Raw genomic sequence first — 20003 nt, forward strand, 5'->3', positions numbered from 1 at the left:
GGCGGGGAGGGGATGATTCTTCCCCGCCTGTTGCTACCTGTGGGTGTTACCGGCGGTTAACCGCGAGCCACCCGAAAGCGTACGCTGCGGGAGTGGCACGGCGCCAGCTCACCAAACTCGCCAGCGGCCAGTTCAAGGGGCAGGGGCTGTTCGTCCATCCGCACCGCTTGCCAGTCGCTCAGGATGTATTCGCTGCTCACTTGGCCCCCCTCCAGTACCGCCTGTTCGCTCGGGTTGTAGACCCGGATCACCAGCGCCTCTTCATCTTCGGCTTTCTTCAGAGCGCTCAGCACCGGACCGGAGGGAGCCATGGTGAGCAGACTGAAGTGGAGCGGGGTGGTGAAGCTCGCCTTGTTGAGCTTCATGGCATCGTACGGGATCTTGTTGTAGCAGCGCACCGGGGTGAGGTAGCTGCGCGCCGCCTGCATCACGTTGGCGCTGATGTGATCACCGGCAAACGCCAGCAGGCTGAAACGGCAGCTGAGTTTGCCACGCACCTGGGAGTCCGGGGTGGGCAGCTTGATGCCGGAGGGGCGACCCGGGCGCAGCAGCAGCTCCTCTTTACCGAGTACGCCGACCCCGCGCAGCAGGGTGAGTGCCAGGGTGTCGCACTGCTGACCGATCACTTCAAACTCGCGCAGACCGTCGCTCAGTACCGTCAGTCCCTGCTTGCCATCTTGCAGGGCGACGAAGTTCATCAACTGCCAGACCGGAATGGGGGCCTCTTTCCACCCTTCTGCCTCCCAGTTCGCCATGGCGCTGTCGCGGGAGGGGCGGGTGATGCAGCCAAACTGGTTGTCGGAGACTACGGTGTCGCTCGGGAAGGGGGTGGGGATCAGCACCCGCACTCTGTGATCATCTGCCTGATTGTCGAGTTCCAGCTCGATGTCGATGCGTGGGCTCTGATGCGCCAGCGTGATGCGGCAGGTGACATCGAGGTGGCCGCTGCACTGGCGGCTGGCCCGCTCGGCGAGGTTGGCTGGCACGGCCATGCGGAGCTTGAGCGTAGCGATGCTCTGCCACGCTTCATGGGTGACCTCACGGGTCACCGCAAACTCGGTGGAGTAGCGCAGCCACTCGTCCCGCGACGGCGAGTAGTCATACTCGTCGCCATCATCGGAGCCCTCTTCCAGGGTGAGCACCTGATCAAAGGTGGTGCCGCGCAGCTTGTCCAGGATCTGCAGGGTGCCGTTGTCATTGAGGGCGATGCGGTAAAAATCGTTCTCCAGCAGCTCGCCGCTGGCCGTCACCGGTTGCTCCAGTCCCGGCTGGTTGCCCTCGATATGGAGAGTGCAATAGCCCATGGCGGGCAGCGGATGGCAGAGCTGGATGTCGTACTCCATAAAGGGGTCGTAGTTGCCGTAGTGCACGATCTGTCTGTCTACCAGACCCGGGTCAATCTCGCGCTTGGCGCGGATGAAGTAGGGAACCGGCTGGCCTGCCTCATCGCGCAGGGCAAAGGATTGGGCGCGAATGCGGATGCTGGTATTGATCACCTCCTGACGGGGGAGGGGCATCAGGTTGAACAGGCAGAGCTTGTCGGCCACCTGTACCCCGTCTTCACAGAGCGCCACCGGCATGTTGTCGACAATCTTGCGCATGTAGAAGCGGATCAGGTTCTCGGCCATGTCGTCGGCCAGAATGAAGCGGGTCATCACCTCCTGATGCACCTTGTCGCTGCAGCAGCAGCCGATGCTGTCGTGGGCGTGGTTCTTCATGATCTCTTTCCACATCTTCTCCAGCAGCCCGTGGTGGTACTCGAAGCCGAGTGCCCAGGCGATGCTCGCCAGCGGCTCGAGGATGTTGACGATCTTGTTCTCGATGGCGGCGTGGGCCAGCTTGATGTCCATCCGGGTGGAGGAGATGGTGCGGTGTACCCGCATGTATTTGCCGTCGTTGAACTCCCCCTTGAGGGTGGCCAGTTGGTCGCGGCACGCCTCGATGCGCTCGAAGACCTGCTCGAAGCGGCTCATGTGGAATTCACGCTGGGGGTAGATCTCCCGCAGCTTGTCGATGATGGCGAAGATGTTCTGTTGCAGCGGCATCTGGTCGTGGCCGTTGGGCAGCAGGATATCCTTGGTCACCGAGGCCTTCTCCAGCACCTCGAAGTAGGATTCGAGCCGCTTGCGCAGACCTGCCTCATCTTCTGGCAGGTACTTGCCGATGGCGTAGCCGAGCGGCAGCACCTGGGCGGTCACCTCGCTGCCGTCGTTGCTCTGCCAGAGGAATTCGGTCTTGTCGGTGCCGTGACGCTCGGAGCAGCCGCGCCAGAACATGGCCCGATCGATCCCGAAGCCATTGAAGATGTGGGGCAGCTGGGAGGACATGCCGAACGAATCGGGCAGGTAACCGATCTTCATCGGCTCGCCAAGGCTAAGGCAGTCGCGCATCCCGTAGAGCAGGTTGCGCAGGATGGACTCGCCGCTCACCTGCATGGTGTCGGTCTGGGTGTACCAGGGGCCGATGATGAGCTTGCCTGCTTCCACCAGCGCCTTCACCCGGGCCTTGTTCTCGGGCTGGATGGCGAAATAATCCTCCAGCACCGCAGTCTGGCCGTCCAGTACATAGAACTTGTAGTCGGGGTCGGATTCAAGACGCGCCAGGATCTCAGCCATGTTGTTGACCAGCAGGATGCGGGACTCCTCGGTGGTGAAGTACCACTCCCGATCCCAGTGCATGTGCGGCGTGATGTGAACTCGTGAAACTGTCATGACAATGATCCTTTGCTGACGCACGGCGGCCCTTGCCTGCCGTGCGGAAAAATAGTCTGTTGAAAAAGCGGTTGTGAAGATGAGCCTTACTCTGTGGCGACCACCTGATAGGTGCCGCGCTGCATGGCGTGACGGCGCCAGCCGATCAGCACCACAGTGGAGATAAGGGTGCCCACCAGCGCCGCACCGAGCCAGACGGCGGCAGCCGTCAGGGCGCCATGGCCACCATCGTGGAGCAGGAACAGGGAGAAGATGCCAGCCCCCGGGGTGGAGAGACCAATCCCCATGGCACCCACCATGGCTCCGGTGACCACCGAGCCTGCGAGGAAGGAGCCGATCACCCGGATCGGATCTTCGATGGCCATCGGAATGGCGCCCTCGGTGATCCCCGCCAGCCCCAATAGCCAGGTTGATTTGCCGGTCTCGATCTCGAAGGTCTGGAACAGGCGCGGCGCCAGCATGGTGGAGAAGGTGACGGTAAAGGCCGAGACCATCTTGACCGCGCCGAAGATGGCGTAGGGGCCGTAGACCCCGTTGGCCATGGCGCCGAGGCAGAAGGCGTAGGCCGCCTTGTTGACCGGGCCACCCAAGTCAAACGAGCACATAAAGCCGAGCAGGGCGCCCAGTACCAGCGCATTGGTGCCGGAGAGGCCATTGAGCCACTCGGTGAGGCTGTTGTTGAGCCAAGCTACCGGCTGGCCGATGACAAACAGCATCAGGCTGCCCGCCACCAGAGTGCCGATCACCGGATAGAGGTAAAAGGTAAGAAAGCCGTTGAAGTTGGGGCTAAGGCGTACATGCTGCTTGACCCAGCGCATCAGGTAACCGGCGATAAGACCGCCTACCACCCCGCCGAGAAAACCGGAGCCAATCATGTTGGCGGCCAGTCCCGCCGCAAAGCCCGGGCCCAGCGCCGGTTTGTCTGCCAGCGAATAGGCGGTATAGGCCGCCAGCACCGGCACCATCAGGGTGCCCAGCATGCCGCCGCCCAGCTTGCGGTACATCCAGAGCCAGGAGTTCTCGGTATCAAACAGATGCTGCAGGCCGAAGATCTGGGCCAGCAGCACAGAGACGGCGAGCACGGTACCGCCCGCCACGATCAGCGGCACGGCAAAGGAGATACCGCTCAGCAGCGCCTGCTTGAGCTCGGTCTTGAGGCTCACCTTCTTGCCGGTTGGCGCGTCGCTCTGGCTGAGGTTTGGTTTCGGGGCTGTGCGACCACTCTTGGCCGCTTCCAGCGCCTCATTGAGGATCCGCTCGGCATGGCGGATGGGCTCGGCCACCGGCGTCTCGATACGGGGGATGCCAGCAAAACGCTCCTGCTCCTTGATGGCCACCTCGGCGGCGAAGATGCAGGCCACCGCAGCATCGAGCGCCTCTTGCGGCAAGCGATCCTCGATGCCGTTGGCACCCTGCTTCTCGACCAGTACCCGAATACCCAGCTTGCGCCCCGCCTTTTCCAGATACTCGGCAGCCATATAGGTGTGGGCGATCCCCGCCGGGCAGGCAGTGACACAGACCACAGTGGGTTTATTTGTATTTAAGTTGTCTTCTTTTGCTGGTTGCTTGTCGCCATCCCCTTCACCATCAAGCAGCGCCATCAGCTGCTCGGCACTCTGGGCCGCCAGCACCGCCTCGCGGGTATCGTCATCCACCAGGGCAGTGGTGAGGGTGGTGAGCAGCTGCATATGGGTGGAGCCCGCCTGATCGGTCGGGATCGCCAGCATGAAGATCAGGTTGACCGGCTCGGGGCCGTCGATCCCCTCCCAACCCAGCTCTTCGCTCAGGGTGGCGACGGCAAAGGCTGCTTCACGCACCGCATCGCACTTGCCGTGGGGCACTGCCAGCCCTTCGCCAAGGGCGGTAGGGCCCTGCGCCTCGCGGGCCATGACCGCAGCCAGAAAGGCGGCCTTGTCGTGCAGCTTGCCGGCCTGATCGAGCCGATCAGCCAGGGCATGAATGGCCGCATCCCGATCGGCAAAGCGGGTTTGCAACGTGATGAGATGGGGGCCGGTAAGACTGGTCAGATTCATGATGATCCTCTGTCAGGTTGGCTTGCCAGCAAGCCGTCATGGTGAAAGTGACAGCGATGCTAACAAACCGGCCGACTGATTTTTGTGAGTGGTATCATACAATTCATTATTTGTATTGTTTTTGTATTGTTCGGTCAAGGTGATTTGTTAGGTCAAATGGGGCCGAGCCGTTTTGTCTGCCATGCAACTGGGGTAGAATGGCGCCTCTTCCATTTATCATGGCGCAGAGCCGACGAGGTGGCCTTTCGTGTCGAAAAAACCCATGTATCGCCAGATAGCCGACACCATCCAGCAGTGGATTGCGCAAGGGGAACTGGCCCCCGGCGATGCCCTGCCCACCGAAGCCGAGCTGCGCGAGCAGTTCGGGGTGAGCCGGGTGACGGTGCGTCAGGCCCTCAAGCAGCTGACCGAACTCAACGTCATCGAGAGCATTCAGGGCAGCGGCAGCTACGTGCGGCAGGAGAAGGTGAACTACGACATCTATCAGCTCACCAGTCTCTATGAGAAGGTGACCGATCCGGCGGCCGAGACCCACAGCGACATTCTCGCTTTCGAGGTGATCAAGGCGAGCAGTGAGTTGGCCGAGCGGCTCAATCTGCTGGAGGGGGCGCTGGTCTATTACGTCAAGCGGGTGCGCTTTATTCGCCAGATCGCGGTAACGCTGGAGGAGACCTGGATGCCGCTCGCTCTCTTCCCCGATCTCAGCTATGCGGTGATGCAGGGCTCCAAGTACCACTACATCGAAGAGGTGAAGCAGCTGGTGATCGACCGCAGCGAGCAGGAGATCATTCCGGTGCTCCCCTCGGCGCAGGTGGTGGAGGCGCTCGGTATCGACCCGGCCAAGCCCATTATCGAGAAGGTCTCCCGTGGCTTCTTGCAAGATGGCACCGTGTTCGAGTTCAGTCGCAACTTCTTCAAGAGCGATGATTACAAGTTCACCCTGGTCGCCCGCCGCGCCAAGGGGTGAGCGGGCGGCAGCATCTTAGATAAAAAAGGCCACCACCGTGTTTGCGGTGGTGGCCTTTTTGTTTGGCCGATTAACGGGCCAGCAGCTGGGCTGGATAGTTCGTTGGCTGGTCGTTTGACTCAGCCGACCTACTGCGCAGAGTCCTTGACGATCCCCTCGACCCGCACCTGCAGGCTCCCTTGCGCCAGGGTGGTGATGAGCTGGTCGCCACTGTTGACCTGATCGGCGCGGCTAATGACTTCGCCACGCGCAGTGCGGGTGATGGAGTAGCCGCGACCCAGAGTAGCAAGCGGGCTCACCCCGTCGAGGCGGGCAGTTAGCATGGCGAGGCGGTGGCTCGCCAGATCCTGGCGCTTGACAATCAGGGCATGAAGCCGCTCCTCGGCCAGCTGGTGGCGGCGCTTGCCAGCTGCCAAGAGGCGCTCCGGACTTTTGCCCTGCAGACGCAGCTCAAGGTTGGCGAGGCGCCGCTCACCCTGATGTAGCCGCTGGCACAATAGCTGCTGCAAACGGGTGGAGAGCTCGTCGAGGCGCTGGGACTGTTGCTCCAGCCGCCGCTTCGGATCCTGATGGTCGAGCCGTTTTTGCAGCAGGATGAAATCGTGGCGGGCGGCGGTCTGCTGGCGGCTCATCGCCTGCAGCAGCCGCTGTTTGAGGTGGGCGAGGCGCTGGATGCGGGCCTGATTGTCCGGCGCCACCAGCTCGGCGGCAGCCGACGGGGTAGGGGCGCGCAAGTCGGCGGCAAAGTCGCTGATGGTGACATCCACCTCGTGGCCCACCGCGCTCACCACCGGGATGGCGGAGTGGGCAATGGCACGCGCCACCGCCTCTTCGTTAAAGCACCAGAGATCTTCAAGCGACCCGCCGCCACGCCCGACGATCAGCACATCCACCTCGGCGCGCTGGTTCGCTTTGGCGATCGCTACGACGATCTGGCTGATGGCGGCGCTCCCCTGTACCTGAGTCGGGTAGATAAAGACCGGCAGATCTGGCGCGCGCCGTTTAAGCACCGTCAGCATATCGTGCAGGGCGGCGCCGGTGGCGGAGGTGATAAGGCCCACCGCCCGCGGTTCACGGGGCAGCGGCCGCTTGCTACTTTCGTCAAACAGCCCCTCGGCGCCGAGACGGCGCTTGAGCTCTTCAAAGCGCAGCGCCAACACGCCATCGCCTGCGGGCTGCATCGACTCGATGATCAGCTGGTAGTCGCCGCGCGGCTCATAGAGGGAGACCCGCGCCTGCACCAGCACCTGCATGCCATCCTGCGGGCGAAACGCCACACGCCGGTTGTTGCCCTTGAACATGGCGCAGCGTACCTGCGCCGATATGTCCTTAAGCGAGAAATACCAGTGGCCGGAGCTTGGCATCGCCAGATTGGAGAGCTCGCCGGTCAGCCACACCAGCCCCAGATCTTGCTCCAGGATCATGCGCACGGCGCTGTTGAGGCGGGTGACGGTAAAGACCTGCTGCTCGCGGCCGTTCGCCGCACTGGATGGGGTAAATCGGTTCAATGGCGTACCTGTGGTCTGCCCCGGCGGGGCCGGGATAAAACGATGGCCGCTATCTTAACTCAGAGATTCTCAATAACCGAGATGTGGATGTCATAGATCTGGGTTTAGCTGGATGTTGAATTCTTTGATCATCTCATATGTGTCTTTTGTTTTAGGGGTTGGAAATTTGTAGACTTTTTTGGCAGCATAAATACCCGCATTACATAGTTCGGTGTTACCAGAGATTATTTTTACTTGAGTGATCTTGCCATCTGGGGCCATGTGAATATTTAATTTGCATTCTTGCCCCTTCATCTGTTCGGTGAGTTTTAGTTTACTTTCAAGTTCGTTCTTGATCATTGCTGCATATTTATCTATTTCGCTTAGAGGCCTGCCTGCATATTGCTGAAGTTGTTTTGTGAGCAGCCTCTGCATTATTTCCTGCTCGGACATAGTTGCAGAGGGTGCAGTGTTTGGTTCAAAACTATTCCTGTGGTTGACAGTGTCAATATATTCTTTAATAAAGGGCTCCCATTTTGAAAATTGATAGCCACCAATACTTCCACCAACCAAGCCGAATAACAGGGCAAGCAGAGTGCTTAATCTTACAGTAAACGCCATTGTTAAAGTTATTCCTTTATTATTTTGAGTATTAAAAATAGCCTTGTTTTAATGCCGACACTGCTACTTAATTCTGGAATCAGGAAAAACCTGTATCCGGTTGTTTGCAAAATGTTCGGCCAGCTCATAGCGCATGAACGGGAATCATACGAGACTTTATTTGATCTGTGCTACAGATATTTTCGACTGTGAAACAGACCCCTCATCCGGTGTTCCATTGATGTCACAATACCGGGATGAACTCTGGTTCTTCGGGGGTGGCTCTGTTGCAATAGATTGCCAGACCCTGGAATGGGAACTTGGGCGTGAAGCCACATTGGTGGGAGGCGTCGTCATGGTTGTCAGGAGTGAGAGAGCCACAAGCATGCTTTTTGCATAAATCACCGGTTAGCCAACTCTTTTGCCCCGAAATGGCGCTTTTCGTACTGATAATCTTGGTTTTTTGGCGTTTTGGCCGCCTAAAAGAGGGCTATGCCATAAAAAATTCAAAAAACTTCTTTACCAGTGACCAATGCGTGAGTAAACTTCGTCGGCAATATTTTACACCCCCACTTCCTCAACGGTGAGATATTGCCATGCTCAGGATTGCCAAAGAAGCGTTAACCTTCGACGATGTACTGTTGGTTCCCGCCCACTCCGAAGTTCTTCCCAATACTGCCGATCTGCGTACCAAGCTGACCTCCGCCATCAGCTTGAACATCCCGATGATCTCCGCTGCCATGGACACAGTGACCGAAGCCCGTCTGGCTATCGCACTGGCCCAGGAAGGCGGTATCGGCTTTATCCACAAGAACATGTCCATCGAGCAGCAGGCTGCCGAAGTGCGCAAGGTCAAGAAGTACGAGAGCGGCGTGGTCACTGACCCCGTCACCGTGCGCCCTGACATGACCATCGCCCAAATCAAGGAGCTGAGCCACAAGAATGGCTTCGCCGGTTACCCCGTGGTGACTGACGGCAATCAGCTGGTCGGTATCATCACCGGCCGTGACGTGCGCTTCGTGATTGACCTCTCCCAGACCGTTGAACAGATCATGACCCAGAAAGATCGTCTGGTCACAGTGCGTGAAGGGGCCCCTCGTGAAGAGGTGGTTGCCCTGATGCAAAAGCACCGTATTGAAAAAGTGCTGGTGGTGAACGGCGATTTCAAACTCAAGGGCATGATCACCGTTAAAGATTTCCAGAAAGCCGAGCGCAAGCCCCACGCCTGTAAAGATGACAAGGGTCGTCTGCGGGTCGGCGCTGCGGTCGGTGCCGGTGCCGGTAACGAAGAGCGCGTCGCCGCGCTGGTGGAAGCCGGTGTTGACGTGCTGCTGATCGACTCCTCCCACGGCCACTCCCAGGGCGTGCTGGATCGCATCAAGGCCACTCGCGACGCCTATCCGGATCTGCAGATCATCGGTGGCAACGTGGCGACCGCCGCGGGCGCCAAGGCGCTGGCTGCTGCCGGTGTCAACGCCGTCAAGGTCGGTATCGGCCCGGGCTCCATCTGTACTACCCGTATCGTGACCGGTGTCGGTGTGCCCCAGATCACTGCCATCTCCGACGCCGTTGACGCGCTGGAAGGCACCGGTATTCCGGTGATTGCCGATGGCGGTATCCGCTTCTCCGGCGACATCGCCAAGGCCATCGCCGCGGGCGCCAGCTGCGTCATGGTAGGTTCCATGTTCGCCGGTACTGAAGAAGCGCCGGGCGAGATCGAGCTCTATCAGGGCCGCTCTTTCAAATCCTACCGTGGAATGGGTTCTCTGGGCGCCATGTCCAAAGGCTCCAGCGACCGCTACTTCCAGACCGACAACGCCGCCGACAAGCTGGTGCCGGAAGGCATCGAAGGTCGCGTGCCGTACAAGGGCCGCCTCAAAGAGATCATCCACCAGCAGATGGGCGGCCTGCGCTCCTCCATGGGCCTGACCGGCAGCGCCACCATCGACGACATGCGCACCAAAGCTGAATTTGTGCGCATCTCCGGCGCCGGGATGAAAGAGTCCCACGTCCACGATGTGACCATTACCAAAGAAGCCCCCAACTATCGGATGGGCTGATAAAACGGGGCCCTGCGCCCCGTTTTTCCACCCTTTTTTTATCCCGTGCCCTTTGTGACAACATCAGCCTGATGCAGGAATAAAATGACTAAAGACATTCACCAGCACCGTATCCTTATCCTCGACTTCGGTTCCCAGTACACCCAGCTGATCGCCCGCCGTGTGCGCGAAATCGGCGTTTACTGCGAACTGTGGGCCTGGGACGTAACCGAAGAGCAGATCCGCGAATTCAATCCGAGCGGCATCATCCTCTCCGGCGGCCCCGAGTCCGTCACCGAAGCGGGCAGCCCGCGCGCCCCCGAGTATGTGTTCAACGCCGGTGTCCCTGTGTTCGGCATCTGCTACGGCATGCAGACCATGGCCGAGCAGCTGGGTGGCAAGGTGCAATCCTCCACCGAGCGTGAATTCGGTTACGCCAAGGTGGAAGTGCTGGGCGAGGCTGGCAAGAGCAGCGCCCTCTTGCGCAACATCGAAGATGCCATCGCCGACAACGGCAATGCCCTGCTGGATGTCTGGATGAGCCACGGTGACAAGGTCACCACCATTCCGGCCGACTTCACCACCATCGCCCAGACCCCGACCTGCCCCCACGCAGCCATGGCGTGTGAGGCCAAGCGCTTCTATGGCGTGCAGTTCCACCCGGAAGTGACCCACACCCGTCAGGGTGCCCGCATGCTGGAGCACTTCGTCAAAGACATCTGCGGCTGCGAATGCCTCTGGACCCCGGCCACCATCATCGACGACGCCGTTGCCCGCATCCGCGAGCAGGTGGGTGACGATGAAGTGATCCTCGGCCTCTCGGGCGGTGTCGACTCCTCCGTGGTCGCCATGCTGGTGCACCGCGCCATCGGCGATCGCCTGACCTGCGTCTTCGTGGACAACGGCCTGCTGCGTCTGAACGAAGGCGAGCAGGTGATGGAGATGTTTGGTGACCACTTTGGTCTGAACATCATCAAGGTTGAAGCCGAAGATCGCTTCCTCTCTGCCCTGGCCGGTGTTGACGAGCCGGAAGCCAAGCGCAAGATCATCGGCCGCGTCTTCGTTGAAGTGTTCGACGACGAAGCGAAAAAGCTGAAAAACGCCAAGTGGCTGGCACAAGGCACCATCTATCCGGACGTTATCGAATCCGCCGCCAGCAAGACCGGCAAAGCCCACGTCATCAAGTCTCACCACAACGTCGGCGGCCTGCCGGAAGAGATGAAGATGGGTCTGGTCGAGCCGCTGCGCGAGCTGTTCAAAGACGAAGTGCGCCGCGTTGGTCTTGAGCTGGGTCTGCCTTACGACATGCTCTACCGTCACCCGTTCCCGGGCCCGGGTCTGGGCGTGCGCGTCCTTGGCGAAGTGAAGAAAGAGTACTGCGATATTCTGCGCCGCGCCGATGCGGTCTTTATCGAAGAGCTGCGCAAAGCCGACCTCTACAACCAGGTCAGCCAGGCGTTCGCCGTCTTCCTGCCGGTGCGCTCCGTTGGCGTGATGGGCGATGGTCGCAAATATGACTGGGTCATTGCGCTTCGCGCCGTCGAGACCATCGACTTTATGACCGCCCACTGGGCACATCTGCCGTACGACTTCCTCGGTCACGTATCGAACCGCATCATCAACGAGATCAACGGTATCTCCCGCGTGGTGTACGACGTATCCGGCAAGCCGCCCGCAACCATCGAATGGGAATAAGCGGCTCGCGCCGTTCTGCCCTTCGAGCATAAAAATGCAAAAAGACGCCCTTGAGGCGTCTTTTCTTTTCTCAATCGTTTGCGCAACACATCTTCTTTTTGCGAGCAGCTTTTTCGCCACCTTGCCCCTGTCATATGTGACAGGGGCATTTTTGCCATCCCGCACTAGGCTCTCTCATGCCAATTGAGCCCGCTGTCAACAGCGGCTTGTGGCAAGGGGGAGGGCTGATCCAGTTGCAGATAGCTGCGTAAATTTGCCCATCGTCATCGCGTCAACCGGCAGTGATGACACCCCAGTGGAGACCGGAAACCACTTGAATCAACGGGGCGCAGCCCGAACGGCCAAACGAGTCGGGATCATAGAGCACGGAGAGTTTGATATGTCAGAACAAGCAGTGTTGGTGGGTGGATGGACCGCATATCACAAGCTGACCGCCGAGGATCAGGCGGTATTTGATCAGGCGCTGAAAGGATTTGTCGGGGTGCAGTACGTACCCTTTGAAGTCTCCACTCAAGTGGTGGCTGGTACCAACTACCGCTTCAAGTGCAAGAGCACTGTGCCGCTTGCCAAACCGATCCATGGCGAAGCCGTGGTACAGATCTTCAAATCACTGGACGGGGATGCCCATATCACCTCCATTACCCCAATCTGATTGGGTGGTGGAGCAAGGCGGGAATGGGGAATAGTCTCCAACCTGTTTGCTCCGGATTCCAGAAACAAGAAAGACGCCTTAGGGCGTCTTTCTTGTTTCTGGAGTTTGCACGTAAATTTTGTTCGGACAACGAAACAGTGGAGAAATGAAACTCATACGATTGTTGACGTGGGTAGATATTTTTGTTCGAAATGCAATCACCTCCCGATATAGGTCACACCATTTCCTGTACAAGTAGATAATTGATTTATATGTGAATAACATAGTGGCCTTCTAACTCGGAAGCATCAGAGGGCATCGTGGCGATTTTTGATATTGAGAAAGACGACTTACTCCGGCTCTCTGATACCCAGCTTGAAGAGTTAATAGCGCGCCTTGCCGAGGCGGAAATTGCAGCCCATGGTCATAGCCCTGCCTATGTACACTGGTCTGGCTCGATAAATGCTCCCGATGGCGGTATTGATGTTCATGTTCGAGTACCGGTCGAGCACATGATCACGGGCTTTATTGAAAGACCTGATACGGTCTTTCAGGCCAAGATACACGGTATGCCGAAATCGGCAATCAGCAAGGAAATGGCCCCCGCAGGAAAATTATCACGCGCTATCGCAGAGCTAGCAGCAAAGGGTGGTAGCTATATCATCATCAGCTTAAGCGATGATTGCTCTCCTCCTATGAAACAGGATCGGCTCAAGGCCATGAAGGATGCAGTGAAGGATGATCCTCATCGCTCCAATATTCAGTTGGATTTTTACGACCGCTCGAAACTGGTGCAATGGTTGCGACAGCACCCATCAGTCATGCTCTGGGCCAAAAAAATACTTGGTCAGGGATATTCTGGTTGGCAGCCATATGGGGCATGGAGCAATCCACCTCAGGGGTCAGAAGATACCTTGATTTCAGCTCCCGGGGTGACAATTACTCTGCCATCAGGAAAAGGGCAAAAACTAGCCATTCAGGACGCAATCGGGCCAATGCGTGAGCTGATTCGTTCAACCAATAAAGCTGTTCGGATTACGGGATTATCCGGTGTTGGAAAGACCCGAATTGTACAGGCTCTTTTCGATGAATCAGTCGGAGAAGATGCGCTCGATCGGACTATCGCAGTTTATGTTGATACCGGTGAAAACCCGGAACCCTCTGCCACAGCAATGTTGGATAGACTGATCGCTGAGGGACGACGGGCCATTATGATCCTCGATAATTGTCCTTCTGAATTGCACACTCTTCTAGCCAGTAAAGTAGCGGCCAAAGGTACGATCAGCCTTATTACCGTTGAGTATGACATTAGAGATGACAAGCCTCAGATCACAGAGGTCATCCAGATTGAAGCGGTGGGGCCTGAGGTTGCCGAACAGCTTGTTCTACGTCGTTTTCCCAATATCGGTCGAAATAACGCCCGCCGAATAGCAGAGTTTGCTGATGGTAATGCGCGGGTTTCTCTGGCTATCGCTGAGAGAGTTGAGGAAGGTGAAAGTCTGGCCCAGCTTTCAGATGCACAGTTATTTAACCGTTTGTTCGAACAGCGAAACAATCCGGATCAGAGTCTACGGGAGCAGGCTGAAATATTGTCTCTAGTCTATTCATTTTCGGTCTCAACGGCTGAGGAAGGACAAAATGAACTGGAGGTATTGGGTTCTATCTCGGGGTATTCCGTAAGCCAGTTGTTCCGAGCAACAAGCAAGTTGTCAGATCGCCATATCGTACAAAAGAGGGCCCATTGGCGGGCCATTTTGCCTCATGCCGTTGCCAATAGGCTGGCTGCATTGGCACTTGATAGCATTCCAGTTGAGCAACTCAGGGCGACCTTTGAAGCCACCGGTCGTCAACGTTTACTCATGTCTTTCGCGCACAGGCTAGGGCTGTTGCACGACCACACCGTTGCGAAAGAAATTGTTAAAATTTGGCTTGAACCAGATGGGTTATTAGGGCGGATAACTACGTTAGATGATATATCGACACGAATGCTGGATTATATTGCACCTGTTTCTCCAGAAGTTCTTCTCGATAGGATTGAGACTGTACTTGTTTCCTCTAATTTTATGGGTATGAAGCCGGGTTATAATTCACGACGAACGTCAATTATTAATATATTATGTTTATTGGCTTATGAATCAAACGCCTTCGGACGGTGTATCAGACTTCTTATTAATCTGGCCGATTATGAGAAGGAGAGCGATGGTAACAACTCGCTGACAAGGCAGATAACGAATTTCTTCCAAGCATATCTATCCGGAACACACGCTACTTTAGAACAACGCATTGCCATTATGAATGAATGTTTTTCATCTGATGTTCCTAGACGTAAATCATTGGGTTTCAAGATGCTTTCGACAGCCCTAGAGGATCGCTGGACTGGCTTTGGAAGTAATGCGTTTGGTGCTCGACCGAGAGACTATGGACTTCACCCTAATCATGATGAGCTTGTGCAGTGGCGCCGCGCTTTTATCGATGAAGCTGTACAATTGGGCACTTCAGGCGATCCTGCTCTTGAAGTCCCTGCACGACAGATCATGGCTAATACATTTCGAGGGATGTGGGGCCAGCAAGCGATAAGGGAAAAGCTTGTTGACGCTGCCCGTAAACTACATGCACATAGCCCTTGGGGAGATGGTTGGAAAGCTGTCCGCTCTACGATCTATTTCAATCATACAAAGAAAAAGAATGTAAATAATGTAGAGCCCATACCAGACAGCCTTGTTGCACTGGAGAAAGCTCTGGAACCACATGATTTGCTTCCGACAATCATGATGTTTGTGCTCAGTAGAGCACATGGCCCTTGGACGCTGGATACGGATTTTGATCACAACGATCATAACAAGTATCAGGCAGCCGAAAGGCGACTTACAACCAAGGCATTCCAATTGGGTGAGGAGTTTGCAGTCTCAAGTCATAATTTCGATGAACTGGGGCCTAACCTATTTTCTAATGACTACATGCCTTACCGTACAGCATTCGGGAGAGGTTTGGCCAAGGGGGGGCATGATTTATATTCTGCTTGGCTGAAACTTGTTGAGTATCTTGAGATTCAGCCTGCAGGATATAAAAACTTGTTAGTGTTTGAGGGCTTTATCGAAGAAGTTGACAGTATCGACCCAGCTCTTGCAAAGGTATTACTTGATCAGTGTGCACAACATCCTCAACTTCGACACGGTTTGGTTGAGCTGCATCCTCGAAGGAATTTCACTGAAGCCGATCTGGATCGTTGTATGAATATTATGGATGACTCTGATATTCACCCGAGTATGTATGAATCAATCCTATGGCGGGATGAGTATGGGGATTTATCCAGAGATCGAGTAATTGATCTTGCGATTCGACTCCTGAGAAAGCCGAGAGGTTTTGATGTGGTGCTGCGTGCGTTAAGTATGCGGTTACATGGTAAAGAATCAGGAGATCAGCTTGGCCTTGATTTTCGTCAGATTGGTCTTAAAGCGGCGATTTTAAGTCTTCCAAAGGATCACTGTGATCCCTCTGGGATGGATGATTACAACATGGAATGCGTCATCAATGCTGCATTACGTTTCGATGGCAATGAGCCAGAAAAACAGGAGTGGTTGGACGCGATCTTTGCTGTTGTTGACTTGCACTATGGTGATGTCCATTCATATGAAAGCGCCATTGAGACAACCGCCTCGCTGATGCCAGAAGCATTTTTAAACCGAGTTTTTGAAGGCACTGAAGAGCAACAAAAACGACGGTGGTTTTTTATTTGTAACAGCGACTTACGATTCTCACCTCTCTCCCATATTAATATGGATTTTCTGATTGCATGGTGTTGTGCCCGAAATGAGCCACGCGTATGGGGAGCTATTGCAGCAAGCATTAACTTGTGGGACAAGGATGAAGAGATTGAAAAACTTGAGATATCAGAGTTAGCTCTCAGGCTGCTTGAGGCATCTCCTTCCCCTGCTATTGTTCTGGAAATATTCGCCGAGCGTGTCACTCCTTCATCTTATTCTGGCAGTCGAGCCGAAGTAATGCAGTCCAGAGAGAAGGCTATTCGTAAGTTGGTTGAACATGAAAGAGCAGATATTTCGACTGCGGCTCAAAGAGTTTCTGCAAACTTGATTCAGCTAATCGAGCGCCAGAAAGAACGAGAGCAGCGGGAGGATATGGAACACGAGCAGCGGTTTGAATAAGAATTGTCTGTTTCAAGCCCGTAGGGTGCAATGAAATTGCACCACTACTCTTGTTCCTTATAGCTTGCTCAATAGCCGCTCTGCAAATGGTGCAATGCTCTGCACTTATTGCACCCTACGTGTTTCGTTAATCCGCAGGGGTGTCGCTGAGCGTCATGCATCGCCAAAGCAACAAAAGGGGCGATCTGCGCCCCAATTCTTCTGGTCTCCCCGCTTTATATCGCCGCACGCTGTCTGGCGCTGCCTGATTATCTGCTGACTCATTACCAAGATGTCTGTTTTCCCCATCAGGCCGAGCGGAGAAAGCCACTTTCACTCATACCTCGCCGCTTCCCAGGCGTGTATCGCCAGTTTGCGGGTTTCGCCCCAGTGATAGCCGCCGAGTTTGCCGTTTTGCTGGATGACCCGGTGACAGGGGATCATCAAGGCGACGGGGTTGGCCCCCACCGCCAGACCCACGGCGCGGGCGGCTTTGGGGTTGCCGACGGCGCTCGCCACCTGGGCGTAGCTCACCACCTTGGCGGGCGGGATCTGCAGCAGCGCCCGCCAGACGCTGATCTGAAAGTTGGTGCCGCTTACATGCAAGGAGATGGGGCGATCAGGCGCCTTGCTGCCATCGAACATGGTGTTGATAACGCCTTGAGTTCGTGATGGTGCTTCTTGCAGCGTTGCCTCAGGCCAGCTGTGGGCGAGGGCGGCCAGCGGCGTCTCTGGGGCCTTGTCATCGAGAAACGAGAAGTTGCACACCCCCCGCGGGGTCAGGGCGACGAACGCCTGACCAAAGGGGGTGTCGTGCACCCCGTGATCGATAACCAGCCCGGCCCCCCGTTGCTTGTACTCGCCCGGCGTCACCGCTTCGAGCTGCACGAAGTGATCGTAGAGCCGCGAGCCGCTGCTAAGGCCCAGGGTATCGGCCACCTCAAGCAGCGGGCGCGACTCCTGTAACAGCGCCTTGGCCCGCTCCAGAGTCAGCACCTGCAGATAGCGTTTGGGCGTCACTCCGGCCCAGCGGCTGAACAGCCGCTGGAAGTGAAAGGGACTTAAGTGCACGTGCGCCGCTATCTCGTCCAGAGTGGGCTGGCGCTCCACCTGACTTGCGATAAAACGGATGGCATCGGCGATGCGGGCGTAATCAGACATAAGGCGCTCTCACGATAAGGTGGCGGTCGCAGGGTGTTGGGGGCGGCAACATCATGTGCGACAAATTGATACCCCACCATCGGCCAGCAGGGCAATACCGGTGGTAAAGCTGGATGCATCGGACGCGAGATAGAGGGCCGAACGGGCGATCTCCTCCGGTTGGGCCAGCCGTTTGAGGGCATGCATATTCTGCACAAAGGCGAGGCTCTCTGGCGTATTGGCAAAAGCCCGCCCCATGGGGGTATCGGTGCCCCCCGGCAGCAGGGCGTTGACGCGAATCCCTTGTGCCCCATACTCGGCAGCCAGCACCCGGGTCAGACCAATGAGGCCCGCTTTGCTCGCCGCATAGGCCGCCATGCCGGGCAGCCCCAGGGTATGGCCGACGAAAGTAGAGGTGAAAATAAGCGAGCCACCGCCACGCGCCAGCATGGCGGGGATCTGGTACTTGGCTCCCACAAAGGCGCTGGTGAGGTTGGTATCCAGAATTTCCTGCCACTGCGTCAGCTCAAGCTGCTCTACGCTGCCCGGCGTGCCTGTGGTACCGGCGTTGTTGAAGGCGATATCGAGCCCGCCGAAACGGGTTAGCGCGAGATCAACAAGATCGCGGGCGTAAGTCTCGCTTTTCACATCTCCCGCCAGACTCACCGCCTTGCCCCCCTCATGGCGGATCTCCTCCACCAGCAGAGCCAGCTCGGGCTGGCGGCGTGCGCCGACGACGACGCAGGCCCCTTCGCGGGCAAACAGGATGGCGCTGGCGCGACCGATGCCGGAGCTTGCGCCGGTGATGATGGCGACCTTGTTGGACAGTAATGACATGGCAGTTCCCTCGCTGAGTGTGTTGTGCGCCAGATTAAGAGGTGCACAAAGTTGGCAGTGGATTGGAACCCCAATAGGTTCCAACCGACTTGGGTTTGGTCCCCACTATGGCAACCACTCCTTGCCGGAACGACCCGAATCTTGCTCTCTTTGTTCACAAGTCGTTTTGCTGCATGTCGATACAGGCCTTTGCGGCAACAAAAGGGGCGAACTGAGCCCCGAATTCTTTATAATGCCCCCCTTTAAAATCGCCGGACCCAAGTTCGGCGCGCGCTGATGGCTGGCTACGTCATCAGGCAGATCATCAGGATTGAGAAACGGTTATGCATACTCTGGAACAGCTGCGCGCAGGTGAACTGTGCGGTGCCCGCCATCTGAAGCTCTCTGAAAACCTCGCGGTTTTCCCCCACGAGATTTTGAGCCTGAAAGAGACGCTGGAGGTGCTGGATTTGACCGGCAACCAGCTAAGCACGCTCCCTGACGAGCTGGCCGGGTTTGGCAAACTGCGCATCATCTTCTGCTCCGAGAACCGCTTTACCGAGCTGCCCGAGGTGTTGGGGCGTTGTCCGGCGCTCACCATGGTGGGCTTTAAGGCCAACCGGATTGCTACCGTCTCGGCCAAGGCGCTGCCCGCCGGTTTGCGCTGGCTGATCCTGACCGACAACGCGGTGGAACAGTTGCCTGATGAGCTGGGCCAGTGCGACGCCCTGCAAAAGCTGATGCTGGCGGGCAACCGCCTGCGCGAGCTGCCGACGAGCCTTGCCAACTGCCGCAATCTGGAACTGCTTCGCATCGCCGCCAACCGCATCGAACGCTTCCCCGAGTGGCTGCTGTCGCTGCCTCGCCTTTCATGGCTTGCCTACTCCGGCAACCCCTTTAGCGAAGGGGAGGAGGCGCGGGCCATCGATTATGCCCATGTCACGCCGATTGCCTGGGAGACGCTGGCGCTGGGCGAGCTGCTGGGGCAGGGAGCATCCGGTGTTATCCATCGCGCCACCCTTGTGGCTAATCCTGCTGATGCAGTGATTCAGGCGAGCGACAGAGGCGATGACAGTCTGGTGGCGGTCAAGCTGTTCAAGGGGGCGGTGACCAGCGACGGGCTGCCCCGCTGCGAGATGGCGGCGTCGCTGGCGGCGGGCACTCATCCAAACCTTATCAAGGTGATAGGCAAGGTGGCGGATCACCCCTCCGGCATTCCGGCGCTGGTGATGGAGCTGATCGACCCGGCCTTTGCCAATCTGGCCGGACCGCCGAGCCTGGACTCCTGCACCCGGGATATCTATCCCGATGGGCTGTGCCTGAGTGTGCCGGATGCGCTGGCGATGGCCCACGGCATCGCCTCGGTGGCAGGCCATCTGCACCGCGCGGGCATCATGCACGGGGATCTCTACGGTCACAATATCCTGTTTGCCCGCGGGTCTGACGCACCGGCTCGCGCCCTGCTGGGGGATTTTGGCGCGGCTTCCTTATATGACCGCAGCGACCGCGAGCGGGCGCTGGGCCTTGAACGACTGGAAGTGCGCGCCTTTGGTTGCCTGCTGGAGGAGCTGTTGGCCCATTGCGATACGCAAGACTCACCGCTTGATGGGTTGCATCAGCTCAAAGCGGCCTGCCTCTCGGAACTCCCTGCCGATCGTCCCGATTTTGCTTATATCGAGCGTCAGCTGGCGGCCGCTCGCGCCACGCTGTCGTGATCTTTCTGGCGTTGGCAGGCACGAGTT

Annotated in this window: 12 protein-coding genes; 6 read left to right on the forward strand and 6 right to left on the reverse strand. The window is 57.2% G+C overall.

The window, feature by feature from the left end:
- Nucleotides 1-56: 56 nt before the first annotated feature.
- Both mngB and mngA read right to left on the reverse strand, forming a co-directional pair.
- A complete protein-coding gene (gene mngB / locus OKC31_RS16195) occupies nt 57-2711 on the reverse strand; it encodes a mannosylglycerate hydrolase (protein ID WP_270657194.1) in 2655 nt (884 codons plus the stop codon).
- Nucleotides 2712-2797: 86 nt separating this feature from the next.
- Complete coding sequence (mngA, locus tag OKC31_RS16200; protein WP_270657195.1) at nt 2798-4744, reverse strand: PTS 2-O-a-mannosyl-D-glycerate transporter subunit IIABC; 1947 nt, start codon at nt 4742-4744, stop codon at nt 2798-2800.
- Between the two features lie 247 nt (nt 4745-4991).
- On the opposite strand from mngA, the gene OKC31_RS16205 reads away from it, so the two are divergent.
- Nucleotides 4992-5711: a GntR family transcriptional regulator gene (locus OKC31_RS16205; RefSeq protein WP_005337027.1), complete on the forward strand. Its 720-nt coding sequence runs from the start codon at nt 4992-4994 to the stop codon at nt 5709-5711.
- 128 nt (nt 5712-5839) lie between these two features.
- On the opposite strand, the gene xseA is transcribed toward OKC31_RS16205, so the two are convergent.
- Nucleotides 5840-7219, reverse strand: coding sequence for an exodeoxyribonuclease VII large subunit (gene xseA / locus OKC31_RS16210; protein ID WP_270657196.1), 1380 nt, complete (start codon nt 7217-7219; stop codon nt 5840-5842).
- Between the two features lie 90 nt (nt 7220-7309).
- On the reverse strand, nt 7310-7819 hold the full coding sequence (tolA, locus tag OKC31_RS16215; protein ID WP_270657197.1) for a cell envelope integrity protein TolA: 510 nt from the start codon (nt 7817-7819) through the stop codon (nt 7310-7312).
- A gap of 575 nt (nt 7820-8394) precedes the next feature.
- On the opposite strand from tolA, the gene guaB reads away from it, so the two are divergent.
- From guaB to OKC31_RS16235, 4 genes are all read left to right on the forward strand, one after another.
- On the forward strand, nt 8395-9858 hold the full coding sequence (gene guaB, locus OKC31_RS16220) for an IMP dehydrogenase (RefSeq protein WP_005345006.1): 1464 nt from the start codon (nt 8395-8397) through the stop codon (nt 9856-9858).
- An 84-nt stretch (nt 9859-9942) separates the two neighbouring features.
- Nucleotides 9943-11532 carry a glutamine-hydrolyzing GMP synthase gene (guaA, locus tag OKC31_RS16225; RefSeq protein WP_129504193.1) on the forward strand — a complete coding sequence of 530 codons (1590 nt, stop codon included), beginning with the start codon at nt 9943-9945 and terminating at the stop codon, nt 11530-11532.
- Nucleotides 11533-11911: 379 nt separating this feature from the next.
- Entirely contained in the window at nt 11912-12184 is a 273-nt protein-coding gene (locus OKC31_RS16230; RefSeq protein ID WP_005337011.1) for a hypothetical protein, read from the forward strand.
- Nucleotides 12185-12483: 299 nt separating this feature from the next.
- Nucleotides 12484-16326 carry a hypothetical protein gene (locus tag OKC31_RS16235; RefSeq protein ID WP_139730994.1) on the forward strand — a complete coding sequence of 1281 codons (3843 nt, stop codon included), beginning with the start codon at nt 12484-12486 and terminating at the stop codon, nt 16324-16326.
- 312 nt (nt 16327-16638) lie between these two features.
- On the opposite strand, the gene OKC31_RS16240 is transcribed toward OKC31_RS16235, so the two are convergent.
- Nucleotides 16639-17466: a bifunctional transcriptional activator/DNA repair enzyme AdaA gene (locus OKC31_RS16240; protein ID WP_160880445.1), complete on the reverse strand. Its 828-nt coding sequence runs from the start codon at nt 17464-17466 to the stop codon at nt 16639-16641.
- Nucleotides 17467-17517: 51 nt separating this feature from the next.
- Nucleotides 17518-18282, reverse strand: coding sequence for an SDR family oxidoreductase (locus tag OKC31_RS16245; protein WP_115521930.1), 765 nt, complete (start codon nt 18280-18282; stop codon nt 17518-17520).
- A 323-nt stretch (nt 18283-18605) separates the two neighbouring features.
- Between OKC31_RS16245 and OKC31_RS16250 the strand changes: the two genes are divergently transcribed.
- Nucleotides 18606-19976: a leucine-rich repeat-containing protein kinase family protein gene (locus tag OKC31_RS16250; protein WP_236360989.1), complete on the forward strand. Its 1371-nt coding sequence runs from the start codon at nt 18606-18608 to the stop codon at nt 19974-19976.
- Nucleotides 19977-20003 lie beyond the last annotated feature (27 nt).

It is taken from the genome of Aeromonas sp. Y293-4 (assembly GCF_027705905.1).
Taxonomy (GTDB): Bacteria; Pseudomonadota; Gammaproteobacteria; order Enterobacterales; family Aeromonadaceae; genus Aeromonas; species Aeromonas veronii.